This is a genomic window from Enterobacter cloacae complex sp. IR53030, from assembly GCF_049238365.1.
In the GTDB taxonomy this organism is placed as follows: Bacteria; Pseudomonadota; Gammaproteobacteria; order Enterobacterales; family Enterobacteriaceae; genus Enterobacter; species Enterobacter kobei.
In genome coordinates, this window is sequence record NZ_JBMKHA010000003.1 from 147534 (window position 1) to 174235 (window position 26702).

At 56.0% G+C, this 26702-nt stretch carries 26 protein-coding genes; 15 read left to right on the top strand and 11 right to left on the bottom strand.

All coding sequences use genetic code 11. The features are described 5' to 3' along the window. Positions 1–54 precede the first annotated feature (54 nt). Genes ACOTXR_RS04385 through xthA form a run of 5 tightly spaced genes read right to left on the bottom strand, consistent with a single transcriptional unit; the run spans position 55 to position 4849 of the window. Positions 55–675, bottom strand: a complete 621-nt coding sequence (locus tag ACOTXR_RS04385) for an ATP-binding cassette domain-containing protein (protein ID WP_023332753.1) — start codon at positions 673–675, stop codon at positions 55–57. Next, positions 675–2204 carry a thiamine ABC transporter permease gene (locus ACOTXR_RS04390; protein WP_078309824.1) on the bottom strand — a complete coding sequence of 510 codons (1530 nt, stop codon included), beginning with the start codon at positions 2202–2204 and terminating at the stop codon, positions 675–677. The genes ACOTXR_RS04385 and ACOTXR_RS04390 overlap by 1 nt, the downstream gene beginning before the upstream one ends. Then, positions 2177–3337, bottom strand: a complete 1161-nt coding sequence (locus ACOTXR_RS04395; RefSeq protein WP_121528309.1) for an ABC transporter substrate-binding protein — start codon at positions 3335–3337, stop codon at positions 2177–2179. Before ACOTXR_RS04395 ends, ACOTXR_RS04390 begins: the two co-directional genes overlap by 28 nt. Positions 3338–3352: 15 nt before the next feature. Continuing rightward, entirely contained in the window at positions 3353–4000 is a 648-nt protein-coding gene (locus ACOTXR_RS04400; protein ID WP_198925894.1) for a TVP38/TMEM64 family protein, read from the bottom strand. Between the two features lie 42 nt (positions 4001–4042). Continuing rightward, a complete protein-coding gene (gene xthA / locus ACOTXR_RS04405; protein WP_014883464.1) occupies positions 4043–4849 on the bottom strand; it encodes an exodeoxyribonuclease III in 807 nt (268 codons plus the stop codon). A 433-nt stretch (positions 4850–5282) separates the two neighbouring features. On the opposite strand from xthA, the gene astC reads away from it, so the two are divergent. The 7 genes from astC (at position 5283) to ves (ending at position 12990) form a co-directional block, all read left to right on the top strand. Next, positions 5283–6503 (top strand): succinylornithine/acetylornithine transaminase, encoded by a 1221-nt coding sequence (astC, locus tag ACOTXR_RS04410; RefSeq protein WP_023332757.1) that lies wholly within the window; start codon positions 5283–5285, stop codon positions 6501–6503. Then, entirely contained in the window at positions 6500–7534 is a 1035-nt protein-coding gene (astA, locus tag ACOTXR_RS04415) for an arginine N-succinyltransferase (RefSeq protein WP_023332758.1), read from the top strand. Before astC ends, astA begins: the two co-directional genes overlap by 4 nt. Further along, positions 7531–9018 (top strand): succinylglutamate-semialdehyde dehydrogenase, encoded by a 1488-nt coding sequence (gene astD, locus ACOTXR_RS04420; protein WP_058690412.1) that lies wholly within the window; start codon positions 7531–7533, stop codon positions 9016–9018. The genes astA and astD overlap by 4 nt, the downstream gene beginning before the upstream one ends. Continuing rightward, a complete protein-coding gene (gene astB, locus ACOTXR_RS04425) occupies positions 9005–10330 on the top strand; it encodes an N-succinylarginine dihydrolase (RefSeq protein ID WP_058690411.1) in 1326 nt (441 codons plus the stop codon). The genes astD and astB overlap by 14 nt, the downstream gene beginning before the upstream one ends. 10 nt (positions 10331–10340) lie before the next feature. Continuing rightward, positions 10341–11306, top strand: a complete 966-nt coding sequence (gene astE, locus ACOTXR_RS04430) for a succinylglutamate desuccinylase (protein ID WP_058690410.1) — start codon at positions 10341–10343, stop codon at positions 11304–11306. A gap of 337 nt (positions 11307–11643) precedes the next feature. Continuing rightward, the gene (gene spy, locus ACOTXR_RS04435; protein WP_058690409.1) at positions 11644–12135 is read left to right on the top strand and encodes an ATP-independent periplasmic protein-refolding chaperone Spy; all 492 of its coding nucleotides are present in this window, start codon (positions 11644–11646) and stop codon (positions 12133–12135) included. Between the two features lie 297 nt (positions 12136–12432). Continuing rightward, entirely contained in the window at positions 12433–12990 is a 558-nt protein-coding gene (gene ves, locus ACOTXR_RS04440; RefSeq protein WP_014883471.1) for an environmental stress-induced protein Ves, read from the top strand. On the opposite strand, the gene cho is transcribed toward ves, so the two are convergent. After that, positions 12968–13846: an excinuclease Cho gene (cho, locus tag ACOTXR_RS04445; protein WP_058690408.1), complete on the bottom strand. Its 879-nt coding sequence runs from the start codon at positions 13844–13846 to the stop codon at positions 12968–12970. The genes ves and cho overlap by 23 nt on opposite strands. 179 nt (positions 13847–14025) lie before the next feature. Next, on the bottom strand, positions 14026–14850 hold the full coding sequence (gene nadE, locus ACOTXR_RS04450; RefSeq protein WP_023332763.1) for an ammonia-dependent NAD(+) synthetase: 825 nt from the start codon (positions 14848–14850) through the stop codon (positions 14026–14028). A 232-nt stretch (positions 14851–15082) separates the two neighbouring features. On the opposite strand from nadE, the gene osmE reads away from it, so the two are divergent. The 7 genes from osmE to chbG all read left to right on the top strand — a co-directional run bounded on the left by osmE (position 15083) and on the right by chbG (position 20934). After that, positions 15083–15427, top strand: coding sequence for an osmotically-inducible lipoprotein OsmE (osmE, locus tag ACOTXR_RS04455; RefSeq protein ID WP_010430142.1), 345 nt, complete (start codon positions 15083–15085; stop codon positions 15425–15427). Positions 15428–15708: 281 nt separating this feature from the next. Continuing rightward, the gene (gene chbB / locus ACOTXR_RS04460) at positions 15709–16026 is read left to right on the top strand and encodes a PTS N,N'-diacetylchitobiose transporter subunit IIB (RefSeq protein ID WP_014883474.1); all 318 of its coding nucleotides are present in this window, start codon (positions 15709–15711) and stop codon (positions 16024–16026) included. Between the two features lie 79 nt (positions 16027–16105). Then, a complete protein-coding gene (chbC, locus tag ACOTXR_RS04465; protein ID WP_014883475.1) occupies positions 16106–17464 on the top strand; it encodes a PTS N,N'-diacetylchitobiose transporter subunit IIC in 1359 nt (452 codons plus the stop codon). Between the two features lie 47 nt (positions 17465–17511). Further along, positions 17512–17859 (top strand): PTS N,N'-diacetylchitobiose transporter subunit IIA, encoded by a 348-nt coding sequence (gene chbA, locus ACOTXR_RS04470; RefSeq protein ID WP_014883476.1) that lies wholly within the window; start codon positions 17512–17514, stop codon positions 17857–17859. Between the two features lie 5 nt (positions 17860–17864). Further along, positions 17865–18707 carry a transcriptional regulator ChbR gene (gene chbR / locus ACOTXR_RS04475; RefSeq protein ID WP_071819744.1) on the top strand — a complete coding sequence of 281 codons (843 nt, stop codon included), beginning with the start codon at positions 17865–17867 and terminating at the stop codon, positions 18705–18707. A 110-nt stretch (positions 18708–18817) separates the two neighbouring features. Continuing rightward, positions 18818–20173, top strand: coding sequence for a 6-phospho-beta-glucosidase (locus tag ACOTXR_RS04480; RefSeq protein ID WP_058690406.1), 1356 nt, complete (start codon positions 18818–18820; stop codon positions 20171–20173). 11 nt (positions 20174–20184) lie between these two features. Beyond that, a complete protein-coding gene (chbG, locus tag ACOTXR_RS04485) occupies positions 20185–20934 on the top strand; it encodes a chitin disaccharide deacetylase (RefSeq protein ID WP_058690405.1) in 750 nt (249 codons plus the stop codon). Between the two features lie 92 nt (positions 20935–21026). Here chbG and katE read toward each other — a convergent pair whose 3' ends face one another. Next, positions 21027–23276: a catalase HPII gene (gene katE / locus ACOTXR_RS04490; RefSeq protein ID WP_032636894.1), complete on the bottom strand. Its 2250-nt coding sequence runs from the start codon at positions 23274–23276 to the stop codon at positions 21027–21029. Positions 23277–23443: 167 nt separating this feature from the next. Between katE and cedA the strand changes: the two genes are divergently transcribed. Then, the gene (gene cedA, locus ACOTXR_RS04495; protein WP_226862265.1) at positions 23444–23719 is read left to right on the top strand and encodes a cell division activator CedA; all 276 of its coding nucleotides are present in this window, start codon (positions 23444–23446) and stop codon (positions 23717–23719) included. A 48-nt stretch (positions 23720–23767) separates the two neighbouring features. On the opposite strand, the gene tcyP is transcribed toward cedA, so the two are convergent. The 3 genes from tcyP to hxpB all read right to left on the bottom strand — a co-directional run bounded on the left by tcyP (position 23768) and on the right by hxpB (position 26649). After that, the gene (tcyP, locus tag ACOTXR_RS04500; protein ID WP_014883482.1) at positions 23768–25159 is read right to left on the bottom strand and encodes a cystine/sulfocysteine:cation symporter; all 1392 of its coding nucleotides are present in this window, start codon (positions 25157–25159) and stop codon (positions 23768–23770) included. Positions 25160–25286: 127 nt separating this feature from the next. Then, complete coding sequence (locus tag ACOTXR_RS04505) at positions 25287–25877, bottom strand: metal-dependent hydrolase (protein WP_014883483.1); 591 nt, start codon at positions 25875–25877, stop codon at positions 25287–25289. Between the two features lie 100 nt (positions 25878–25977). Continuing rightward, positions 25978–26649, bottom strand: a complete 672-nt coding sequence (gene hxpB, locus ACOTXR_RS04510) for a hexitol phosphatase HxpB (RefSeq protein ID WP_058690404.1) — start codon at positions 26647–26649, stop codon at positions 25978–25980. Positions 26650–26702: the final 53 nt, after the last annotated feature.

The window sequence follows — 26702 nt, forward strand, 5'->3', positions numbered from 1 at the left end:
AAAAGAGGGGGGCATTGTCGTCTCTCCCGAAACGGAAAACATTGCGTTAGCACATTATTGCCAGCGAGAAATCTCAATCACCTCGCCGGCGGGCGGAATATCGTCCTCATCATGGGTGACCAGCACCACCGGAATATTGCGCGCCCGGACGGTGTCAAACACCCAGGCCCGAAACGTCGTGCGTAACGCTTTATCGAGGCGACTGAAGGGCTCATCCAGCAGCAGTGCCTGCGGTTCAGCGAGCAGGGCGCGCAGCAGACTCACCCGGGCGCGCTCACCGCCGGAAAGGGTTGCCGGGTCGCTGGCGTAACGGTCGCCAAGCCCGGCGGAATTCAGCGCCAGCTCGACGGCTTCCCGACGTGCGCGTCCGGCGATCCGCTCAGGCAACGCCAGCAGCAAATTTTGCCCGACGCTGAACGCGTCAAACAGCAGCGCGTCTTGAAAGAGAATGCCCAGCCCGCGAGATTCGACGGGAAGGCCGTCGCAGCGACGCTCATCGAGCCACAGCTCGCCCCGTGCCTGAAAATCATCTGACAGCGCGCCGACCATCCAGGAAAAAAGAGTCGATTTTCCGCTGCCGGAGGGACCCATCAGGGTGACGATCTCCCCGCGGGGAACGCAAAAATTGACCTCGCGGAAAAGCGGTTCGATGGTGAGATCCTTTACCTTCAACATTAACGTAATCCCTGACGATAGCGGCCCGCAAGGCGGGAGAAGAGTGAGGCCAGACCGAACACCATGCCCGTGACCAGCAGTAAACCCAGCGCCCGGTTAGCGAGAACCGGGATGCTGCCCCCGCTGCTGAGCGCGACGGTCTCGGTGGTCAGCGTGGCGAAACGACCTGCGCCCAGCCACAGCGTCGGCATATATTGCGCCATGCTGACTGAAAAACCGGTGGCAAAGGCCAGCAGCGCAGGGCGCACCAGCAGAGGGCATTTTAGCAGGCAGAAGATTTTTGCCCGCCGCCAGCCGAGCGTCCTGGCGGTAAGAATAAGCCGGGGATCGAGCCTTTGCCAGGCCGGTTGCAGCACCAGCAGCATCCAGGGGAGTACCCAGAGCAGATGGCTCCAGAGCACGGCGGCATAGTGCCCGTCGAGGCCCAGATGTAACGCAATGGCATATTGCCCCGTGACCAGCGGTAGCGCCGGGAGCGCGAGCGGTAACCACACCCACGGAGCGCCTCGCTGCGGCCCCCATTCCAGCCAGAGAAAAATGACGATCAGGGCGACAAGGCTCGAAAGCAGACCGAAAGAAAGGCTGGTACTCACCGGGCCAACATCGTCCCGTTGGGCCAGCATCAACAGCACCGCGGCGCAAAGTATCCCGCACGCGGGCAGAAAGCCGCTGAATACACGCGCTGGCAGGGCGAGATGAGACCTTTGGCGTGCGCCCGTCGGATGTGCAAACGTGCGACGCCACACCTTCCACAGCCCGTAGCCCAGCGCAGCAAGCGCGGCCAGCAGCAGAAGGAGAAGCAGGCACAGCAGCGTCCCTTTTGCCTGCTGCTGTACGTCGCCCTGGCTCAGCCACTGCCAGGCCAGCACGGCCAGCGTCGGCGGGTTACCGGGCCCGAGAACGAACGCCACGTCCACGACGGACAGCGACCACGCCAGCACCGCCAGCATCACCGCGCCGAGTACCGGCGCGATCGCCGGAAGAAGCAGCCAGTTAAGCGTCTGAAAACGCCCGTAGCCTAAGGTCTGCAGGACAATCTTCTGCGGTGCGAGCCGTTTTTCCGGCAGCACGGCGTAAATCGCCCACAGTACAAACGCGCTCTCTTTGACCGCGAGCGTCAGACCCAGCCCGATGCCGTAGCGGTCATACGGAGGTGAACAGACGGTGCAGACCTGATAAAACAGACCGCCTTCGGCAAACAGCAGCAACGCGCTGGAGGCGAAAGCCACATGGGGCACGGCCAGCAGCCACGGCAGGCGCGTACTGAGACGCCGCCAGCGTTTGCCGGGCCAGAAAAGGGCCACGAGAGAAAGGGCGATAAACAACGCCCCCAGCGTGGCGATAAGCGTTGAAACCAGGGTGGCGATGGCTGCCTGAGGCAATTGTGGGTCGTTCAGCAGCCGCTGCCAGTTAACGACAGAAAATGCCGGAGCAAGCAGCATGGCACCGGCGGGAAGGAGCGGCAGATAAATAATCGCCATCGCCAGCCAGACAAGCCAGCTTAACGGGTGCCGTAACGACGCAGCCATTCCTGCTCCAGCGCGTTAACCCAGGCGGACTGCGGCTCTGCCAGAACCTTCGGCAGCCCCTGCGGCGTATGAGCCAGCAGCTGTTTTGCTTCATCTTCGGGCAGCGTTTTCACATCCAGCACGCTCGGGTCACCCCAGATGGCCGGGTCGGCCTTGCGGATTTGCGCCCGCGGTGACAGCAGGAAGTTGGCGACGACTTTTGCGCCAGCGCTTGCGCTGGCATTGGCCGGAATCGCCACAAAATGGACGTTGCCGAGCATCCCGTTGCGAAAACCAAAGCTGTAGCTGTCGGCAGGCAGTTCGCCGCTCGCCACTTTCTGCTGCCCATGCGCCGGGTTAAAGGTCAGCGACAGATTCAGGCTCCCGCTGGCAAGCAGGGTATCCATCCGGGCGGGCGAGGGAGGGAAGTCTTTCCCTTCACGCCACAGCAGCGGGTGCAGTTTATCGAGATACGCCCAGAGCGGGGCGGTCACCTGGGCAAAGGTGTCATCGGGTGCTTTTTGCAACGCATCCGGATGAGCCGTGAGCGTCATCAGCAGCTGCTCAAGGAACGCGGTACCGGTAAAATCGGGCGGGCGGGGATAGCTGAGCTTGCCGGGGTTCTGCCTTGCGTAATCCAGCAACGCCTGCGGATCTTCTGGCGGCGTCGGCATGCTGGTTTTGCGGGCGATAAAGGTCAGCTGCGCGCCGCCCCACGGCGATTCCGCGCCGTCTGTAGGAATGGCGAAATCTTCGGTGACAGGTTTGCGGGTATCGACATAGCGCCAGTTGGGCAACCTCTGCGCCCACCCGGTTTGCAGGAGATTAGCCTCTTTTAGCGTGCGGAAGTTTTCGCCGTTGACCCACAGCAGGTCGACCGAGCCATTCGTTTTGCGCCCCGCGGCGGCTTCGGTCTGGATCCGTTTTACCGCATCGGCAGCGTCGGCCAGCGGGACGATTTTAAGGGTAATGGCGTAGTGCGTTTGCATCTCGCCGCTCACCCACTCAAGGTAGCGGTTGACCGCCGGATCGCCTCCCCAGGCGTTAAACCAGACAGTCTGCCCGTTGGCTTGTTGCTGGATACTTTGCCAGCTGTCGGCGGCATACAGGGGGGCGGCCAGCAGCAGGCCTGTCAGAAACGTGCAAAAACGCACACGGCGCATAATGCCTCACTTTTTGAACGAAGAGGTGTAACGGGAATACAGCCAGCGGGTAGCCAGCGGCAATAACCCCAATAGTGTAAAGGCGAAGACCATACCCGGCGACACAATATCGTGCAGCGATGTCACTTTTCCCAGCTCGCGCCCGGCGTTGAGGAAGACAACTGTGGCGGGCAGCATGGCGACCTGGCTAACCCACCAGTAGCGCCTCACCGTGATGCGGGTCACCCCCATCAGCAAATTCACCACAAAAAACGGGAACAGCGGCATCAGGCGCAGGGCAAAAAGATAGGCCGTACCCTCGCGTGCCATACCGGTATTCACCGTTTTCATCGGCCGGGCAAAGCGCTGCTGAACCCAGTCGCGAAGGAGATAACGGCTGGCAAGCATGGCCAGCGTAGCCCCGAGCGTAGAGGCAAACGAGACCAGCACGGTGCCTTCCCACAGGGAAAACAGTGTCCCGCCCAGCAGGGTCAGGATCGCCGCGCCGGGAAGCGACAGGGCGGAGACCGCTACGTAGAGTGCAAAAAAGATCATTGCGCTCTGCAGCGGCGCGCGGTCGACATAGGAGAGTAACGTCTGCTGGTGAGTTTTAATCCCTTCCAGAGAGAGCGTGCCCGGTGGCAGCATGACAAACGTCAGAATAAATGCGCCCATAAGGGCGCACAGGAAGAGTAATTTTCGACTGTTCACGCGCGATCAGAGCTTGAATTTAGCCCATACCGGCGCATGGTCCGATGGCTTTTCCATGCTGCGGATATCGTAGTCGATCCCGGTTTCGATGCAGCGCTCAGCCAGCGGCGAGCTGGCCAGCAGCAGGTCGATACGCAGGCCACGGTTGTCGTCAAAGCCTTTTGAGCGGTAGTCAAACCACGAGAAGCGATCCTGGGTTTCAGGGTTCGCATGGCGGAAGGTATCCACCAGGCCCCAGCCTAGCAGGCGTTCCATCCACTCGCGCTCTTCCGGCAGGAAGGAACATTTGCCGGTACGTAGCCAGCGCTTGCGGTTCTCTTCGCCTATGCCGATATCCCGATCCGTCGGGCTGATATTCATGTCGCCCATGATCAGCACCGGATTCTCTTTTTTCAGTTCGGTTGTCAGGTAGTTCTGCAGATCCTGATAAAACTTCGCTTTGGCGGGGAATTTTGTCTCGTGGTCACGGCTCTCACCCTGTGGGAAATAGCCGTTAATGACCGTGATATTGCCAAGTGCAGAGGGCACTTCCGCCATGATGATACGGCGCTGCGCTTCTTCATTGTCCCCGGGGAAGCCGCGACGCACGGAAACCGGCGTTTCTTTGGTGAGCAGCGCGACGCCATAGTGACCTTTCTGACCATGGTAGAAGACGTTGTAACCCAGTTTCGCGACCTCTTCGAGGGGGAACATGTCGTCGTGAACCTTGGTCTCCTGCAGGCCGATAACATCGGGCTGATGTTGCTCAACAATGGCTTCCAGTTGATGAGGACGGGCGCGCAGGCCGTTGATATTAAAAGAGACAAATTTCATAGTCGCTGCCAGTGCAAGGTGAATAGTGCATGGATGGTAGCAGAATTTGCATCAACTGTTACCGGGTTCGACCAATAACTGCGACAGATAATGCCGGTGGTGCAATATTTGCACCATCCTGACGCGTTTTGCCCCCGAACAGGGCGTAAACGGCCGGGAAATTTCGCGAGCGATCACAATTCCAGAATTATATTTGGCCTTTGCATACTCTTTCTTATTTTCATGCGGCAAAGCGCCGCTTATCGTAAAAATATTCACTTTTTATGCAGTAATAGTGAATAACTCCATATCATAACTCATTGATATTCTGTTTCCTCAACTCGTTTATGCATTTTTATCGCTGGCTGGCACGAAGGCTGCAATCTACATTCACAGTGCAAACACTCAATTATTTAACATTCAAATAACCTTTTATTTACCGGATGAGGTCGCTATGTCTCTGTCAATTACGCGTGAAAATTTCGATGAATGGATGATGCCGGTATACGCGCCGGCGGCGTTTATTCCGGTTCGCGGGGAAGGCTCACGCCTGTGGGATCAGCAGGGGAAAGAGTACATCGACTTTGCCGGGGGGATTGCGGTGAATGCGCTGGGTCATGCGCATCCGGCGCTGCGTCAGGCGCTGAACGATCAGGCCGCGAAGTTCTGGCATACCGGTAACGGTTTTACCAACGAGCCTGCGCTGCGTCTGGCGAAAAAGCTGATTGACGCGACGTTTGCCGAAAAAGTCTTTTTCTGTAACTCCGGAGCGGAAGCCAACGAAGCGGCGCTGAAGCTGGCGCGTAAATATGCCCACGATAAGTTCGGTACCCACAAGAGCGGCATCGTGGCGTTTAAAAATGCCTTCCATGGGCGCACGCTGTTTACCGTCAGCGCGGGCGGCCAGCCTTCCTATTCGCAGGATTTCGCCCCACTGCCGCCGGATATTCGCCACGGCATCTATAACGATCTGCAGTCTGCCAGCGAGCTGATTAACGACACCACCTGCGCGGTGATCGTCGAACCGATGCAGGGCGAGGGCGGCGTGCTTCCGGCGCAAAAAGCGTTCCTTCAGGGGCTGCGCGAATTGTGCGATCGCCATAATGCGCTGCTGATTTTCGACGAAGTACAGACCGGCGTCGGCCGCACCGGCGAACTGTATGCGTATATGCACTACGGCGTGACGCCGGATATTCTCTCAACCGCCAAAGCGCTGGGCGGCGGCTTCCCGATTGGGGCCACGTTGACGACCGATAAATTCGCCAGCGTGATGACTGTGGGCACCCATGGTACCACCTACGGCGGCAACCCGCTGGCGACCGCTGTGGCCGGACAGGTTCTCGACATCATTAACACCCCTGAGGTGCTGAAGGGCGTTAAGCAGCGTCACGACTGGTTTGTTGAACGCCTGAACGCCATCAATGGCAAGACCGGACTGTTCAAGGAAATTCGCGGCCTGGGGCTGTTAATTGGCTGCGAGCTCACCCCTGAGTTTGCCGGAAAAGCTAAACTTATTTCACAGGAAGCGGCAAAAATGGGCGTGATGGTGCTGATTGCCGGTGCCAACGTGGTGCGTTTTGCTCCCGCGCTGATTGTCAGCGAGGAAGAGGTGCAAACCGGTTTGGATCGATTTGCACTGGCGTGTGAAAAAGTGAAGTCCGGGGTGTCATCATGATGGTCATCCGTCCCGTTGAGCGCGGCGATATCGCCGGGCTCATGCAGCTTGCCGGTAAGACGGGAGGCGGGCTGACCTCGCTTCCTGCCGATGAAAAAACGCTGTCGGCGCGCATTGAGCGCGCCCTGCAAACCTGGCAGGGGACGTTGCCAAAAAGCGAACAGGGCTACGTGTTCGTGCTGGAAGATACCGAGACGGGGACGGTGGCCGGGATCTGCGCCATTGAAGTGGCCGTCGGCCTTAACGACCCGTGGTATAACTACCGCGTCGGCACTATGGTTCACGCGTCGAAAGAGCTGAACGTCTACAACGCGCTGCCGACCCTGTTTCTCTGTAATGACCACACGGGTGCCAGCGAGCTCTGCACGCTGTTCCTCGACCCGGCGTGGCGCAAAGAGGGCAACGGTTATCTGCTCTCCAAATCGCGCTTTATGTTTATGGCTGCCTTCCGCGATCGCTTTAACGAAAAGGTGGTCGCCGAGATGCGCGGCGTGATCGATGACACCGGCTACTCGCCGTTCTGGGAGAGCCTGGGCGAGCGCTTCTTCTCTATGGAGTTCAGCCGTGCAGACTATCTCTGCGGCACCGGCCAGAAAGCCTTTATTGCCGAGCTGATGCCGAAGCATCCTATCTATACCCATTTCCTTAGCCCGGAAGCGCAGGCGGTGATCGGCGAAGTGCATCCGCAAACCGCGCCAGCTCGCGCAGTGCTGGAGAAAGAGGGCTTCCGCTACCGTAACTATGTCGACATCTTTGACGGCGGACCGACGCTTGAGTGCGATATCGACCGCGTTCGCGCGATCCGTAAAAGCCGCCTGGTAGAGGTCTCTGAAGGTCAGCCCGCGCCAGGCGACTGGCCGGCATGTCTGGTGGCGAACGAAAATTACACCCACTTCCGCGCCATGCTGGTGCGGACTAACCCGAAATGTGAACGTCTGGTGCTGACGGCTGCAGAACTGGATGCCCTGAAATGTAACGCCGGCGATACGGTTCGTCTGGTGCGTCTCTGCCCTGAGGAGAAAACAGCATGACATTATGGATTAACGGTGACTGGGTAACGGGCGAAGGCGAGCTGCGCGTAAAGACCAATCCGGTAGGTAATGAGGTGCTCTGGAAGGGAAATGACGCCAGCCCCAGCCAGGTGGAACAAGCCTGTCATGCCGCGCGTCGTGCGTTTCCGGCGTGGGCCAAACAGCCTTTCGCCACGCGCCAGGCCATTATTGAAACGTTTGCCGGGCTGCTGGAGGCGAATAAAGCTGAGCTCACGCGCATTATTGCTTCCGAAACCAGTAAGCCACGCTGGGAAGCAGCAACGGAAGTGACGGCGATGATCAACAAAATCGCCATTTCGGTGAAGGCATACCATACCCGCACCGGCGAGCAACACACCGAGATGCCGGACGGCGCGGCGACGCTGCGCCATCGTCCGCACGGCGTGCTGGCGGTATTTGGCCCGTACAACTTCCCGGGACATCTGCCGAACGGCCACATTGTTCCCGCACTACTGGCGGGCAATACCGTTATTTTCAAGCTGAGCGAGTTAACCCCCTTAACCGGCGAGGCGGTGGTGAAGCTGTGGGAACAGGCCGGGTTGCCGCCGGGCGTGCTGAACCTGGTGCAGGGTGGTCGCGAAACCGGTCAGGCGCTCAGTGCGCTGAGCGATATTGACGGCCTGCTGTTCACCGGCAGCGCCGGAACGGGCTATCAGCTGCATCGCCAGCTGGCGGGACAGCCGGAAAAAATTCTGGCGCTGGAGATGGGGGGCAACAACCCGCTGATTGTTGAAGACCCCGATGATATTGACGCCGCGGTGCACCTGACGATCCAGTCCGCCTTTATCACCGCCGGACAGCGTTGCACCTGTGCCCGCCGCCTGCTGGTGAAACGAGGCGCACAAGGGGATGCTTTCCTGAAACGCCTGGTCGACGTGAGCGCACGTCTGGTCCCCGCCGCGTGGGATGCCGATCCGCAGCCGTTTATGGGTGGACTGATTTCCGAACAGGCCGCGCTGAATGTGCTTAACGCCTGGCAAAACCACGTTGCGCGCGGCGCGAAAACCCTGCTGGAACCCAGGCAGGTACAGCCGGGAACCTCGCTGCTGACGCCGGGTATTGTTGAGATGAGCGGCGCGAGCAACGTGCCGGATGAAGAGGTCTTTGGCCCGCTGCTGTGCGTCTGGCGTTACGACGATTTTGATGCGGCGATTGCGATGGCAAACAACACCCGCTATGGCCTGTCGAGCGGACTCATTTCGCCGCATCGCGAGAAGTTTGATCAACTGCTGCTGGAAGCGCGCGCCGGGATTGTAAACTGGAATAAACCGCTGACCGGTGCGGCGAGCACCGCGCCATTCGGCGGCGTGGGTGCGTCGGGTAACCATCGCGCCAGCGCGTGGTATGCCGCGGATTACTGTGCATGGCCGATGGCGAGCCTGGAAACCCCGGCGCTGACGCTGCCGGAGACGCTCAGTCCGGGGCTGGATTTTAGCGAAGGGGATCGTCATGAAAGCGCGTGAAGTCAACTTTGACGGGCTGGTGGGGCTGACCCACCACTATGCCGGTCTCTCCTTTGGTAATGAAGCCTCGACGAAGCATCAGTTTCAGGTCTCCAACCCGAAACTGGCGGCGAAGCAGGGCCTGCAGAAAATGAAAGCGCTGGCAGATGCCGGGTTTCCACAGGCGGTGATCCCGCCGCAGGAACGGCCGAACGTGGCGGTGCTGCGCCAGCTCGGCTTTACCGGGAGTGATGAGCAGGTGGTCGAAAAAGCGGGCACGCAAACGCCGCATCTGCTCTCGGCGGCGAGCTCCGCCTCCTCTATGTGGGTGGCGAACGCGGCGACCGTCGCACCGTCAGCCGATACGCTGGATGGCAAAGTCCATCTGACGGTGGCTAACCTGAACAACAAATTCCACCGCGCCACCGAAGCGGAAACCACCGAGCGCGTGCTGCGCGCTATTTTCAACCATGACGCCCATTTTGAGGTGCATCAGGCTCTGCCGCAGGTGGCGATGTTCGGCGACGAAGGCGCGGCCAACCATAACCGTCTCGGAGGCGACTATGGCGAGCCTGGCGTACAGGTGTTTATCTACGGGCGCGAGGAGGGCGGTCATTCTGCCCCCGTTCGCTATCCTGCCCGCCAGACGCTGGCCGCCAGCCAGGCGGTCGCTCGCCTGAACCAGGTCAATCCTTCACAGGTGATTTTTGCCCAGCAGAACCCGCAGGTGATTGACCAGGGCGTGTTCCATAACGACGTGATTGCCGTTTCCAACCGTCAGGTGCTGTTCTGCCATGAGCAGGCGTTTGCGCATCAGGAGAAACTGCTCGCGACACTGCGCGAACGCGTACCCGGCTTTATGCCCATTCAGGTGCCCACGCATGCCGTCAGCGTGCAGGACGCGGTTGAAACGTATCTGTTCAACAGCCAGCTGCTGAGCCGCGATGACGGCAGCATGATGCTGGTGCTACCGCAGGAGTCACAGGATCATAAAGGCGTCTGGCAATACCTGACGCAACTGGTTAAGGCCGATAACCCCATTGACGAACTGCGCGTGTTTGATCTGCGTGAAAGCATGGCTAACGGCGGCGGTCCTGCCTGCCTGCGTCTGCGCGTGGTATTAACGCCGAATGAAATGCAGGCCGTTAACCCGGCAGTCATCATGAACGAAGCGCTGTTTACCACCCTTAATGACTGGGTGGATCGCTACTATCGCGACCGGTTAACGCAGGCGGATCTGATTGACCCGCAGCTTCTGCGTGAAGGGCGCGAGGCGCTGGACGCGTTGACATCAATCCTGCAACTGGGATCGGTTTATCCGTTCCAGCGCTAAAGGAGTGGGTATGGAAAATTTACTGGCGCTGACCCTGGCCGATGAAACGCCGGAACAGGAAGAGGGGGACGGCCCCTCATTCCGCTGGCGGTGGCTGGGGCGCGGGGTGCTTGAGCTGACGCCGACTACCGACAGCGAGCTGTCGCTGCTGCTCTCAACGGGCATTCACGGCAATGAAACGGCGCCCGTTGAGATTGTCGATTTGCTACTGCGTGCGTTATATCGCGGAGATATCACCCTTACGTGTCGCGTACTGGTGGTGCTGGGCAATCCGCCTGCGCTGGCGCAAAACAAACGTTACCTGGTGAGTGACATTAACCGCATGTTTGGCGGTCGCTGGTCGCAGTTTCCGCAAAGTGAAGAAACGGCAAGGGCCGCGTGGCTTGAGAATGTCGTGACCGCGTTTTTCTCCACGGCGGGGCCAGTGCGCTGGCATCTTGATCTCCATACCGCGATCCGCGCGTCTTACCATGTGCGCTTTGGCGTGTTACCGCAGCGGAATCAGCCCTGGGATGAAGCGTTTCTGCGCTGGCTGGGGGACGCCGGGCTGGAGGCGCTGGTCTTTCATCAGTCGCCGGGCGGAACGTTTACCCATTTTACCTGCGAACATTTTGCTGCCCTGGCCTGTACGCTGGAACTGGGAAAAGCGCTTCCTTTCGGTGAGAACGATCTGACGCGTTTTGCTCCCACGCATCTCGCGCTACGGGCTCTGCTCGGGGGCGAGGCTCCCGACCATGAGCATCCGCCCGTTGAACGGTATCGCGTCGTACAGCAGATCACCCGCCGCAGCAATGCTTTCCAGCTTCATATGGCCGCGCACACCCTGAACTTCACGCCGTTTCGCAAAGGAGCGCTGCTGGCGGAAGATGGTGAAGAACGTTACGAAGTGCAGAAAACAACGGAATATGTGTTGTTCCCTAACCCTACCGTCGCGTTTGGCCTGCGAGCGGGTCTGATGCTGGAAAAAATATCATGAACCTTTCCCCTCTCATCATCCGGGAGGGGAAAGTAAAAACGTTTCTTAACGTTTAAAGCGCTGGTCCTTGTTTTGCGGAATATTCCTGGTGAATTGCTTTATTATTCATCTTTACTTCGCTATGCTTTTTCGAAATCGCTTTAAATTCATCGTTTTGAATATTCTTTGTTGCAACTCTCCACGCTTTATCCTTATTTCCTCCACATTTGGCGAAAAATTGTTTTTTACACTTTCATTGTTTTACTGTTGCTCTGACTAATTGACGATAAACCCCGTAAAGTTAATCTCGTCAACACGGCATAGCGCCGAAGAATAACTGAAAGAAAGGAAATAAATTATGCGTAAGTTTACTGCACTGTTTGTTGCTTCTACCCTGGCTCTGGGCGCTACCAGCATGGCGTTCGCCGCAGATACCGCAACCACGACTGCCGCACCGGCCGAAGGCAAAATGATGATGCATCATAAAGGCCCGGGTATGCACAACGAGATGATGATGTTTAAGGGGCTCAACCTGACGGATGCGCAGAAGCAGCAGATCCGCGACATCATGAAAAGCCAGCGCGACCAGATGAAGCGTCCTCCGCTGGAAGAGCGCCGCGCAATGCATGACATCATTGCCAGCGACACCTTCGATAAGGCGAAAGCCGAAGCGCAGATCGACAAAATGGCCGAGCAGCATAAAGCCCGCATGCTGGCCCACATGGAAACCCAGAACAAGATCTACAACATTCTGACCGCGGAACAGAAAAAACAGTTTAATGCCAATTTTGAGAAGCGTCTGACAGAACGTCCGGCGATGGAAGGTAAAATGCCAGCACCGACCGAATAATCGGTTCAACATCTTAAGACCGCCGGGATCCTGTCCACAAAAGCGCAACCGCTGTGGACAGGACCGGCGGTTTTTCTTTCCTGCCCTCTTGTCTGCCGCTGCCAGCGCGGTATTCTCCTGTAGTCGCTTCAGAGAATGTTTGTAGAGTCATGGCGTTAGCAATTTTATTGACGTTCCGCTAAGGCCTGCCCGCTTTGCTGCCGATACTGTGTCTGTGAATACCTAACGATAACAAACAAGACTGCAAGGGTAGCGATATCCTTGCCCTGGCACGGGTTGTGCCATTCAGGAGTGGTGATGGAGTTCTTTGATATCCGTAAAATGCCGGTCAGCCTCTGGCGTAATGGTGCTGGCGAAACGCGAGAAATTTGTTGTATCCCTCCCGCAACGCGCGATTTTTGCTGGCGAGCCAGTATTGCGACGATCGCCAGCAACGGCGAATTCTCCGCTTTTCCCGGAGTTGACCGGGTCATTACCTTGCTGGAGGGCGGGGAGGTGACGCTGGATGCCGGACAGGCGTTCCGCCATACTCTTAAACCGCATCAACCTTACCATTTTGCCGGCGATTTGCCGGTAAAGGCATTGCTTTCAGATGGCAGGATGGCGATGGACTTCAACATCATGACCCGGCGTGACTGCTGCAAGGCGAAAGTGCGCGTTGCCGACCGTACCTTTACTACGTTTGGCTCGCGTGGCGGCGTGGTGTTTGTGCTAAGCGGGGCGTGGCAGCTGGGTGATAAACTGCTGACGGCCGATCAGGGCGCCAGCTGGGAGGAGGGGACCCATACTCTGCGTTTGCTGGAGTCTCAGGGTACCCTGCTGTTCAGTGAAATTAACTGGCTGCCGGGTCACTGAGCATAATGACCTCAAACTTGCCGGTTAAGACGGGCTTGCAGAGGATTTTATAGCCATCCTGATCGAACCCGGCGGGGGTGCGTAACAGGGTTGCCGCGTCGCTTAAATCATCGACAGCCCCCAGCCAGAGCCAGTTATTGACGATGTGATACTGCGTCATCGTTTCACCCACTTCTTTTAGCGCCACGGCGCCCTCCCACGGCCAGCAGTTGATGCTGATGGCCGCAAGACCGCTCAGGAGGCGGGCGTGATGCGCCTCAACGCTCTCTTTGCCGCAGCAGGCGCCTGCGCAGCGCTTCAGCGCGGAGCGAAAACAGGCGCGGCCACGCGTGGTGCCTTCTAAACCTAAAAGGCTGTAGCAAAGCTGTAGCTCGTCGGCCAGTGTTTGCAGAGCCTGAAGGGCCGCGCGTTTGTTGGCAAATAATCCAAAAAGGTTTGGCGCATGAGAAAAATCGACGTCGCGGGCGTAAACCACCTGCGGCTTACCGTCGCTGATCTGCAGGGAACAAAGCTGACGGTTGCGGCGCAGGCGCTTATTAAAGAGCGGTTGTTGCTCTTTTATCAGCCGGGCCTCCAGCAACAGCGCACCCATTTCTCCAGCCGTCTGAAACCAGGTGATGCGCCGCGACTGGCGCAGCATGGCGGCCTCATCCGGGGCACGCAGGTGGGATAACACCCGGCTGCGAATATTGACGCTTTTGCCGATATAAAGCGGCAAGGTGTCACTTTCACCGTGAAAAATGTACACGCCAGGCTGTTTTGGCAGCGCCTCAAGCCAGGGGCGAAGGTGCTCGGGATATTCGTAGATAGCCGCCGCTTCAAACTCAAGACGCGGGGCGGATTGACGCCTGCTCACATATTACTCCGTATACTGTTCAGGTATACAGTGTAGCAGGTGCGCTGTGGTTAAAAAAGAGCCGGGTGGTGGCTACGCCTTACCCGGCCACATCGTGCGGTCTGTTGCCCTCACCCCAACCCTCTCCCACGGGAGAGGGGGCAAACACTAAAAACGGCAACGGGGTTGCCGTTTTGCGTTTATTTCCAGAAGTCGTCAAACACCGTAATCGGCGTGTGGCGCTTGTGTTCGGTTTTCAGATACCAGCTTTCAATGATCTTCGCGGTACCTTCATCCAGCTGTTTGCCTTCCAGATAATCATCAATATTGTCATAGGTGACGCCAAGGGCCGCTTCATCCGGCAGGGAAGGGCGATCGTCTTCCAGATCCGCCGTCGGTGCCTTTTTATACAAGTGCTCAGGACAGCCCAGCGCGGCAAGCAGCTGTTTACCCTGACGCTTGTTCAGACGGAAAATCGGGTTAATGTCGGTGCCGCCATCGCCATATTTGGTGAAGAAACCGGTGATGGCTTCTGCCGCATGGTCGGTGCCGACAACCACGCCTTTGGTCATTCCGGCGATGCTGTACTGGGCTTTCATACGCTCGCGAGCTTTCTCGTTGCCGCGAACAAAATCGCTCAGCTCAATGCCCGCTTCGCGCAGTGCCTGCTCGCTTGCCAGCACCGCCCCTTTAATATTGACGGTGAGTACGCGATCGGGCTGGATGAACGCGATGGCATCCTGGCAATCCTGTTCATCGGCCTGCACGCCATAGGGAAGACGCACGGCGATAAACTGCAATTTCTCATCGCCCGTTTCTTCGCGAAGCTCTGAAATCGCCATCTGACAGAGTTTACCGGTCAGGGTGGAGTCCTGCCCGCCGCTGATGCCCAGCACCAGGGATTTCAGGAAAGCGTTCTTTCTTAAGTACGATTTTAAAAAATCCACGCTACGGCGGATCTCTTCATGTGCATCTACCGCGGGCTTCGCGCCCAGTGCCTGAATAATCTCGTGTTGCAGAGCCATCACGCCCTCCATATGCAGAACATAAACAGAATGTGTTAACTGTTAAAACTAACCCTTTGGACGAGAAACGACAAGGATCACAGTTTCGAGTGCGCTAATTTGCGCCGATTTAGCAGGTTATCGTTGTTTTATTAGAATTTTCCGAAATTCGTCTGGCGTAATTCACAAAGTTGAACAATAGTACTTTTTATTCCATGCTTAGATAACACGCTGATAAACAAGAGGACGGAATATGAACAAGAACGTAGCAGGAATTCTTAGCGCAGCGGCAGTACTGACGATGCTGGCAGGGTGTACGGCTTACGATCGCACCAAGGATCAGTTTACACAGCCCGTGGTTAAAGACGTTAAAAAAGGGATGACCCGTTCGCAGGTCGCTGCGATCGCCGGTAAACCTTCTTCTGAAGTGACAATGATTCATGCGAAAGGGACCTGCCAGACCTATATCCTGGGTCAACGTGATGGTAAGGCAGAGACCTACTTTGTCGCCCTGGATGACACTGGTCATGTTATTAACTCCGGTTATCAGACCTGTGCTGAATACGACACCGATCCCCAGGCTCCAAAGGCTCAGTAACCCAGCTTGTCTGAAGATGTTAACGAACCGGCCCATGGGCCGGTTTTTTTGTGTATACGTAAATCTTATTTCTTTGCGCGAATTATTTGCCCGAAATGTGAAGGTAGTCAACAAGCCAGGTCAATGAGAGACAATTTCAACCTGTTCAGAATTATCCCCTGTCTGTACCATTGCGTATACTCACTCCAACGACAAACAACAGTATGCAAACTACCTGTCTGCCGGGACAGCAAGTCGAGTGATAGCGCGATGGCAGGTAGACCTACAAGAGGGAAATTACGATGGAAAAGAAACATATCTACCTGTTCTGCTCAGCGGGCATGTCAACCTCACTGCTGGTGTCAAAGATGCGTGCGCAGGCTGAAAAGTATGAAGTCCCTGTGGTGATTGAAGCGTTTCCAGAAACGCTGGCGGGCGAGAAAGGCCAGAAAGCCGATGTTGTTTTACTGGGGCCACAAATCGCCTATATGTTGCCCGAAATACAACGACTGCTACCCAACAAACCGGTCGAAGTGATCGACTCGGGGCTGTATGGCAAGATTGATGGTTTAGGTGTTCTGAAAGCTGCTGTGGCAGCCATTAAAAAAGCTGCTAATTAATTTTTATTTTTCCCGTCAAAGAGTTATTTCACACACAATACGCCGTAACACGAGTTACGGCATTTAAGGGTATTTACCTATGAGTAAAGTCATCGCTTCACTTGAAAAGGTACTCCTTCCTTTTGCTGTTAAAATAGGAAAGCAGCCTCACGTTAATGCCATTAAAAACGGCTTTATTAAATTAATGCCGTTGACGCTGGCCGGGGCCATGTTCGTTTTAATTAACAACGTTTTTCTGAGCTTTGGTGAAGGTTCCTTCTTTTATTCATTAGGCATTCGGTTAGACGCTTCCACAATTGAAACCCTTAATGGTTTTAAAGCCATCGGCGGCAACGTATATAACGGTACGTTAGGTATTATGTCGCTGATGGCGCCTTTCTTTATTGGCATGGCACTGGCAGAAGAGCGAAAAGTGGATCCGCTGGCTGCCGGGTTATTATCCGTTGCTGCATTTATGACCGTCACACCTTACAGCGTAGGGGAGGCGTATGCCGTCGGCGCCAACTGGTTGGGTGGGGCTAACATCATCTCCGGTATTGTTATCGGTCTGGTGGTGGCGGAAATGTTCACCTTTATTATTCGTCGCAACTGGGTTATCCGCTTGCCGGATAGCGTACCGACGTCCGTTTCTCGTTCATTTTCCGCGTTGATTCCGGGCTTTATTATTCTCTCCATTATGGGGATTATTGCCTGGGCGCTCTCTCACTGGGGCACGAACTTCCACCAGATCATCATGGATTCTATCTCCACGCCGCTGGCGTCGATGGGTGGTGTGGTCGGTTGGGCGTATGTGATTTTCACCTCTCTGCTGTGGTTCTTCGGCGTACATGGTTCACTGGCACTGGCTGCGCTGGATAGCGGAATTATGACCCCGTGGGCACTGGAAAACGTGGCACTTTACCAGCAGTACGGCTCCGTTGACGCGGCGCTGGCAGCAGGTAAAACCTTCCATGTGTGGGCGAAGCCGATGCTTGACTCCTATATCTTCCTGGGTGGTACCGGGGCGACCTTGGGTCTGATCATCGCGGTCTTTATTGTCTCTCGTCGTGCTGACTATCGTCAGGTAGCTAAACTGGCGCTGCCATCAGGTATCTTCCAGATTAACGAACCGATTCTGTTTGGCCTGCCAATCATCATGAACCCGGTCATGTTCATTCCGTTCATCCTGGTTCAACCACTGCTGGCAGCCATCACCCTGACGGCTTACTACATGGGCATTATTCCGCCGGTGACCAACATTGCACCGTGGACCATGCCAGCGGGGCTGGGCGCGTTCTTCAATACCAACGGTAGCGTCGCGGCCTTCCTGCTGGCGATATTCAACCTCGGGATTGCAACCCTGCTCTACATGCCATTCGTGGCGATTGCGAACAAAGCTGCCACCATCATTGATGAAGAAGAGAGCGAAGAGGACATTGCCCTCTCACTGAAATTCTAAGATTGACCGACGCGGGGAAACCCGCGTCAGCCACAAGGAGCTTAAACATGTTAGATTTGGATAGTATCGTCGCAGACGACGCCGCAGAGAACGATCTTGAAGAAGTGGTGATGGGGCTTATCATCAACTCCGGGCAGGCCCGCAGCCTGGCGTATGCCGCACTGAAGCAGGCCAAGCAGGGTGATTTTGCCGCCGCGAAAACCATGATGGAACAGTCTCGTACCGCGCTGAACGAAGCGCACCTGGTGCAGACAAAGCTTATTGAAAGCGATCAGGGTGAAGGGAAGATGAAGGTCAGCCTGGTGCTGGTACACGCGCAGGATCACCTGATGACCTCCATGCTGGCGCGCGAGCTGGTGGCGGAGTTGATTGAGCTTCACGAGAAAATGCACTAAGTCGGATGTTGCAGCAGGAGGTCAGCACGATGGAAATTAAAACCGCACTTGAACAGCAGCTGTTTAATGGCAAAAATTTTCACGTGGTTATCTACAACAAGACGGAGAGCGCCAGTGGTCTGCACCAGCATGACTACTACGAGTTCACGATTGTTCTGACCGGCCGCTACTACCAGGAGATCAACGGTAAGCGCGTCCTGCTTGAGCGAGGGGATTTTGTCTTCCTGCCGATGGGGTCCTATCACCAGAGCTTTTACGAATTCGGTGCAACCCGCATTCTGAATGTCGGCGTCAGCAGGCGCTTCTTTGAAAAGCACTATCTGCCGCTGGTACCGTTCTGCTTTGTGGCGTCTCAGGTTTATCGCGTGAAAAACGAGTTCATGACCTGGATTGAAACGGTTATTGCCTCGCTTAACTTCCGTGAAAATGAATTTGACGAGTTTATTGAAACGGTGACTTTCTATGTGATGAACCGGCTGCGTCATCATCGTGAAGAGCAGCAGGTGACGGATGATATTCCACAGTGGCTGCGCAGCACTGTTGAACTGATGCACGATAAAGCCCAGTTCAGTGACAATGCGCTGGAGAATATGGTTTCCCTGTCGGGGAAATCCCAGGAATATCTGACCCGCGCGACGCAGCGGTATTATCGTAAAACACCCGTGCAAATTATTAATGACATTCGCATTAACTTTGCCAAAAAACAGCTGGAAATTACTAACTACTCGGTCACCGATATTGCTTACGAATCGGGATACAGTAGCCCCAGCCTGTTTATTAAAACGTTTAAGAAATTAACGTCATTCACCCCGAACAGTTACCGCAAAAGTTTGACGGTAATGAATTAACTTTCGGCGGTTTTATCCGCCACGAATATTGCTTTAATGGCTTGCCCAAATAGCGGGAAGAGTACGCTATACCTTGCAGGCGATTAACCTGATACGCAAAGGGAGATATTATGCAAAAGAAATTAAAAGTCGTAACCATTGGTGGCGGCAGCAGCTATACCCCGGAATTACTTGAAGGTTTTCTGAAACGTTATCATGAATTACCGGTCAGCGAATTATGGCTGGTGGACGTGGAGGAAGGTCAGGAGAAGCTGAATATTATTTTCGACCTGTGCCAACGCATGGTTGAGAAAGCGGGCGTACCTCTGACCGTGCATAAAACGCTGGATCGTCGACTGGCGCTGAAAGATGCAGATTTCGTAACCACCCAGCTGCGCGTTGGCCAGTTGAAAGCGCGTGAACTGGACGAGCGTATTCCGTTGAGCCACGGTTATCTCGGTCAGGAAACTAACGGTGCTGGTGGCCTGTTCAAAGGCCTGCGTACCATTCCGGTTATATTCGACATCGTTAAAGACGTGGAGGAAATCTGTCCAGACGCGTGGGTAATTAACTTCACTAACCCGGCAGGGATGGTGACCGAAGCAGTTTATCGTCATACCGGTTTCAGGCGCTTTATTGGCGTCTGTAATATTCCAGTCGGCATGAAAATGTTTATCCGTGACGTGCTGGAACTGACTGATAATGACGATCTCTCTATCGATCTGTTCGGTTTGAACCATATGGTGTTCATTAAAGATGTCATCGTGAACGGAACATCGCGTTTTGCTGAACTGCTGGACGGGGTCGCCTCGGGTCGTCTGACCGCTGCGTCTGTGAAAAACATCTTTGACCTGCCGTTCAGCGAAGGGCTGATCCGCTCGTTGAATCTGCTGCCGTGCTCCTACCTGCTTTATTACTTCAAGCAGAAAGAGATGCTGGCCATCGAAATGGGCGAGTATTACAAGGGGGGCGCGCGGGCGCAAATCGTTCAGAAAGTTGAGAAGCAGCTGTTCGACTTGTATAAAGATCCGAACCTGAACGTCAAGCCGAAAGAGCTTGAGCAGCGCGGCGGGGCCTATTATTCCGATGCGGCGTGTGAAGTGATCAACGCCATCTACAACGACAAGCAAGCGGAGCACTATGTTAACGTGCCGCACCACGGCCACATCGACAATATCCCGGCTGACTGGGCCGTTGAGATGACCTGCATTCTGGGACGCGATGGCGCTAAACCGCATCCGCGCATTACTCATTTTGATGACAAAGTCATGGGTCTGATCCACACCATTAAAGGCTTTGAAGTGGCGGCAAGTCAGGCGGCGCTGAGCGGCGAGCTGAATGACGTGCTTCTGGCACTGAACCTCAGCCCGCTGGTGCATTCCGACCGCGATGCGGAGCTGCTTGCAGCAGAGATGATCCTGGCGCATGAAAAATGGTTGCCGAACTTTGCCGCCACGATCGAGAAGCTGAAGTTCAAACACCACTGAGAGGACGCACAATGGAAAACCTGCTGATCGTTAATGCTGATGATTTTGGCCTCTCGAAAGGTCAGAACTACGGCATTATTGAAGCCTGTCGCCGGGGGGTTGTGACATCCACTACGGCACTGGTTAATGGTGAAGCGGTTGAACACGCGGCGCAGCTAAGCCGCGACGTGCCTGAGCTGGGCGTCGGGATGCATTTTGTGCTGACGCTCGGTATGCCGCTTACGCCAATGCCGGGCCTGACCCGTGACGGACAGTTAGGTAAATGGATTTGGGAACAGGCGGAGCAGGACGCTCTGCCGCTGGAAGAGATTGCGCGCGAGCTGGACTGTCAGTTCAACCGCTTTGCTGATCTGTTTGGTGATCTGCCAACACACATCGACAGCCATCACCACGTGCATATGATCCCGGCAATTTTCCCGATCGTTGCGGCGTTTGCTCAACGCAAAGGCGTAGCGATGCGCGTGGATCGTGAGGTGCAAGGGTTGCCGGACAGTGCGGTGACAACCACCGCAGGGTTCAGCAGCGCGTTTTACGGCGAGGCGATCGACGAAGCGCTGTTCCTGAAGGTGCTGGATGATTCTGCAGCCCGGGGAGAAAAGTCACTGGAGGTCATGGCGCACCCCGCATTTGTCGATAATATCGTGCGCAAGAGCGCGTACTGCTGGCCGCGCCTGGCGGAGCTGGATGTGCTGACGTCGTCGTCGCTGAAATACGCGATTGCCGAACGTGGGTATCGGTTGGGGACATTCCGGGATCTGTGAGAAGTGCCGGGGGGCGGCTTCGCCTTACCCGGCCTACGAACGACCTGCAAACTGTTGTAGGCCGGGTAAGCGCAAGCGCCACCCGGCTTTTTTTACGCCGGGATCTGGTCAATCTTGCTGCTGCGTGACCAGACACGGTGCGCGGCGAGCAGGTCAAACAGCGTCGTCATAAAGGCGTCGTCCACGTTATCGCCCTCGACAATGCCGTCCTCACCTTGCTCGGCAACCTTCAGCTGCGCTTTAAACTGACGCGCATCGCCGGACAACGCGATCGGTTTCAGGTGCTTATAAGCTTCCAGCAGGTAATAGACGGCGTCACCGTTGGTCAACAGGCTGGCAATATCCCCGCACGGCACAATCACCGCATCGACGGTCAGCGAGGGTGCCCCGGCAAAGGTCGCAGCCACCGGCAGCACGGAACCGTCATCAGCCGTCACTTCACCCATTCGGGAATAAAGCAGTTTGGCGTGTACGCCCTGGGTTTTCAGCGCCTGCATAATGCCCAGTACGTCACTGGCCCGGGTTTTATCGTTCAGCAGGATGGCGACCACGCGGCCTTTAATTGAGCCACCTGGCACCGCATACAGACTCAGCGACGGATCTTTCTTCACGCCGTTGACCTCTTTTGGCGGAGCAAGGTTGCGCTGCTCGTCGGTGAGGGTAATACCCAGGTTATCCGCCACGCTCTGGGCGAGCTGAATATCAATGTGCGCAAGCTGATCGACCACGCGCTCGCGGATGTAGGTGCGCACCACCTTACTTAACTCGAAGCTAAAGCCGCCGATGATGTGCTGCTGCTCAATCGGCGTCTGGCTGTTCCAGAACAGGCGAGGATGGGCGTAATACTCGCCGAAGGAAGGGCTGCGCTCGCGAATTTTGTTGCCATCGATACGCTCCTGGTACGACTCAAAACCTCCGCGTTTCGGGCCTGGCGGTGTTTCGCGCGGCCAGTTATCGTTGATCGAGTTAGGCTCGTAGTTAGCCGGATTGGTATCAATATCCTGACGATGCATCCCGTCGCGCTGGAAATTGTGGTACGGGCAGGTCGGACGGTTAATTGGAATTTCGTGGAAGTTCGGCCCGCCAAGGCGGCTGATCTGCGTATCGGTGTACGAGAACAAACGTCCCTGTAAGAGCGGATCGTTGGTGAAATCCAGTCCCGGCACGATATGCCCCGGGTGGAACGCGGCCTGCTCGTTCTCGGCAAAGAAATTATCCGGGTTACGGTTGAGCACCATTTTCCCCACCAGTTGAACCGGCACCAGCTCCTCGGGGATCAGTTTGGTCGGGTCAAGAAGGTCGAAATCAAACTTAAATTCGTCCTCTTCCGGAATGAGCTGCAGGCCCAGTTCATATTCAGGGAAATCGCCGGCTTCAATGGACTCCCACAGCTCACGACGATGGAAGTCTGGATCGCGCCCGGTCAGCTTCTGCGCCTCATCCCACACCAGCGAGGCTTTGCCCGCCACCGGCTTCCAGTGGAACCGGACGAACGTGGCTTTTCCTTCCGCGTTAATCATACGGAAGGTGTGAATACCAAACCCCTCCATCGTGCGATAGCTGCGCGGAATACCCCGGTCAGACATCGCCCACATCACGTTGTGTAACGTTTCAGGTTGCAGAGAGATATAGTCCCAGAAGGTGTCGTGCGCACTTTGTCCCTGCGGTATGGCCCAGTGGGGCTCCGGTTTTACCGCATGGACAAAGTCAGGAAATTTATGCGCATCCTGAATGAAAAACACCGGGGTGTTATTGCCCACCAGATCAAAAATACCCTCTTCGGTATAAAACTTGGTGGCGAAACCGCGAATATCACGCACCGTGTCTGCCGAACCCGCGCCCCCCTGGACGGTGGAGAATCGGACAAACACCGGGGTAATTTTATCCGGGTCGGAGAGGAAATCTGCTTTGGTGATCGCTTTCAGGCTCTTGTACGGCTGGAAGTAGCCATGTGCAGCCGAGCCGCGCGCGTGAACGATACGTTCCGGAATTCGCTCGTGGTCGAAATGGGTAATTTTTTCCCGCAGGATAAAGTCCTCCAGCAGGGTGGGGCCGCGCGAGCCGGCGCGAAGAGAGTTTTGATCGTCAGCAATGCGCACGCCCTGATTGGTCGTGAGTGCAAAACCTTCACCACCTTTACGGTGTGGCTCAAGCGATTTCAGCTTCTCGTTCCCGGTGTCCGGCGATTTCATGCTTCCCGGTGCGGTAGGCTGTTCGCCGGGGGCGGAAGGGCCTGGCGAGGGGCGGTGAGAGCCGTCAGCAGGGGCGAGAGAGTCCATACCCGGTTGAGATTCTTCAGTGCCATGAATCGGTGATTGATGTGTATTATCTTTGTTCGACATTGCACGCTTCTCCTTTATCCATTGCTAAAAACCCTATTAAGGATAGAACAATGTCGTGAGATAGCTCGCGAACTAAGAGTTTTCACATGCCGCCATTAACGAAAGGAGCCCTCTCAGCCATTAGGAGCGCGACGGAAGGGAGCAGAATCGGCTATCATAGAATTTTCCTGCTTCAAGAATTTGCTTTAGTGAACCCGTCGCTTATGAAACCTCTTCGTCAACAAAACCGCCAGGTTATTAGCTATGTGCCCCGCGTGGAACCCGCGCCGCCTGACCATGCCCTGAAAGTGGAGGGTTTTCGTGATGTCTGGCAGCTTCGTGGTAAATATGTGGCGTTTGTCCTGATGGGGGAGCATTTCCGTCGATCGCCGACGTTTTCCGTGCCGGAGTCTGCCCAGCGATGGGCGGTGCAAATCCGCCAGGATGAAGAGGTTGAAGAATAACAGCCATAAAAAAACCGCCTGATGGCGGTTTTTTTTATTTCCCGGCGATTACCGGTGCGCCAGTTCGGCGTCGTCTTCACTTTCCAGAATGGCTTTGTCGGTCTGCTTCAGCCACTGGCTGGTCAGCGTACCGGCGGTCATGGAGCCGCTCACGTTCAGCGCGGTACGACCCATGTCGATCAGCGGTTCAACGGAGATCAGCAGCGCGACCAGCGTCACTGGCAGACCCAGTGCAGGCAGCACAATCAGCGCAGCGAAGGTCGCGCCGCCACCAACACCGGCAACACCGGCGGAACTGATGGTCACAATGCCGACCAGCGTGGCGATCCAGACCGGATCCAGAGGGTTGATACCCACGGTCGGGGCAACCATCACCGCCAGCATCGCCGGGTAGAGACCCGCACAGCCGTTCTGGCCGATGGTGGCACCAAAGGACGCAGAGAAGCTGGCGATAGATTCTGGCACGCCCAGGCGACGGGTCTGCGCTTCAACGTTCAGAGGAATAGACGCGGCGCTGGAGCGGCTGGTGAAGGCAAAGGTCAGTACCGGCCAGACTTTGCGGAAGTATTTCAGCGGGCTGACGCCGTTCACGCCCAGCAGGATACCGTGCACCACGAACATGATGCCCAGGCCCAGATAAGAGGCGACGACAAAACTGCCCAGCTTAATGATGTCCTGCAGGTTAGAACCCGCAACCACTTTGGTCATCAGCGCCAGCACGCCGTATGGCGTCAGCTGCATGACCAGACGCACCAGCTTCATCACCCAGCTTTGCAGGGTATCAATCGCCGTCAGCACACGCTCGCCTTTCGGCGCATCGTCTTTCAGCAGCTTCAGTGCGGCCACACCGAGGAATGCCGCGAAGATCACCACGCTGATGATGGACGTTGGGCTGGCGCCGGTCAGGTCAGCAAACGGGTTCTTCGGAATGAAGGAGAGCACCATCTGCGGAACCGTCAGATCGGCCACTTTACCCACGTAGTTGGTTTGAATCGCGGTCAGGCGTGCCGTTTCAGCCGTGCCCTGCACCAGACCTTCGGCCGTCAGGCCAAACAGGTTGGTTACCAGCACACCCACCAGCGCGGCGATCAGCGTGGTAAACAGCAGGGTACCAATGGTCAGAAAACTGATTTTACCCAGTTGAGTGGCGTTATGCAGGCGGGCAACGGCACTCAGAATAGAGGCGAACACCAGCGGCATCACGATCATCTGCAGCAGCTGGACATAGCCGTTGCCGACAATGTTGAACCACTGAATAGAGTCTTTCAGAACTGGATTATCGGAGCCATAAATCGCCTGCAACGCCAGACCAAATACGACACCCATGGCCAGACCAACCAGCACTTTTTTCGCCAGGCTCCACTGTTTGTGGCGCGTCTGCGCGAGAAGCAATAGCAATACAACGAACACAACAACGTTCGCGATGAGTGGAAAATTCATCCCCGTTCTCCTGATTTATTATGGGATCGGTTTTTCCCGATCCTGTTGGCGGAAGGTTAGCAGAAGTGTGATGTCGCGCTTATATCCAAATGGAATGGTTTATGACAAACGGAATGATTTTGTTGGTTTACTGTTCAATCTGGTGGTGAATAAAGCGATTGAACTGAAATTGCAGCGAATTGATCATCTGCGAAGACCAGCGCACTGCACTGTTTTCGGGCAATGTCTGTGGCATCCAGACGGCGTAAGCGAAGAGCGCCATGCACAATACGCGCTCAAGCTGGTTCCCTTTCTGTGGCGCAAGGATGGGAAAACGAAAGCGCCAGCGACACGGCCAGAGAAGTGGAACGCCAGCGGGCGTCAGCATATCGGCAAGAATATGGCTTAAGTAGCCGAGCACCATCCCCTGAATGGCATCAGCAGGGACGATCCAGCTTTCGGGCACTTTTAAATAAAAAAGGGTAAGCAGCCCAAAAACGGCCAGCAGGCTGTGCGTAAACCCCCGGTGGCCGAACGCGCGGGCGATGGGTTTCGAGACCCACTTCAGGCGTTGCCCAAGAAATGATTTGGGATGATCAATATCGGGCAGCAGACAGGTCAATACGGCGGAAGGGACAATATGCCACCAGTCTCCCTGTGCGAGCACGGGAGTGAGTTCAGCGTTTTTGGCAAATACTGCGCACGCTATGGAAAAAAGGAGGTGGCCTTCCGCCGTCATGATAAAACCCACGAAACTGTCAATTCATACAGTATAGGGTTTTTATACAGTAGGCGGAAGAGGTGACGGTGTAACTGTTTGTCACAAATGGAGCATGTTGTTAGCCGCCCTTAAGGTGATGCGCCGTGAGTTCTGTCAGCGAATTAAGCTTCACATCGGCAAGGGCAAAACGGGGATCGTGGCGGCCTTCCTCTGCCGGAACCACAATGGAGCGCATACGTGCGGCTTTGGACGCGATCATGCCGTTAACGGAATCTTCCAGCGCGACACAGGTAAGCGGATCAAGACCCAGCTTAGCGGCACAGTCCATATAGACCTGCGGGTGCGGTTTGCTGTAGGGCAATTTTTCAGCTGACGCCAGGGCGTCAAAACTGTCGCGCAGCTCAAACATAATGAGCACTTTTTCCAGCATATGCAGCGGTGAAGCGGAGGCCAGGCCCACCTTCAGCCCCTGAGCCTTACACAACGCGACCGCTTCACGCACGCCAGGCAATAGCGGCTTGTTCTCCTCAACCAGCGCGATGGCGCGGCTGATAATGCGCGCGGTGACTTCGTCGCGATCTGGGCCACTCCACGGCTGGTGGGTGTACCAGAGGTCTACGACCATATCAATGCGCAGGCCCAGCATGTCGGGAAGTTCATTACGGCGGCTGATATCAACGCCCAGGCTGGCCATCACGTCCAGCTCGGCGCGATCCCACAACGGCTCGGAATCAATCAGTAATCCATCCATGTCAAAAATAGCGGCAAGTATCTGGCGCGGTGTCGACATCACAACGTCTCCTTATCCAGGGTGTTCGACAGACGATAAGTGCTAAGCACACT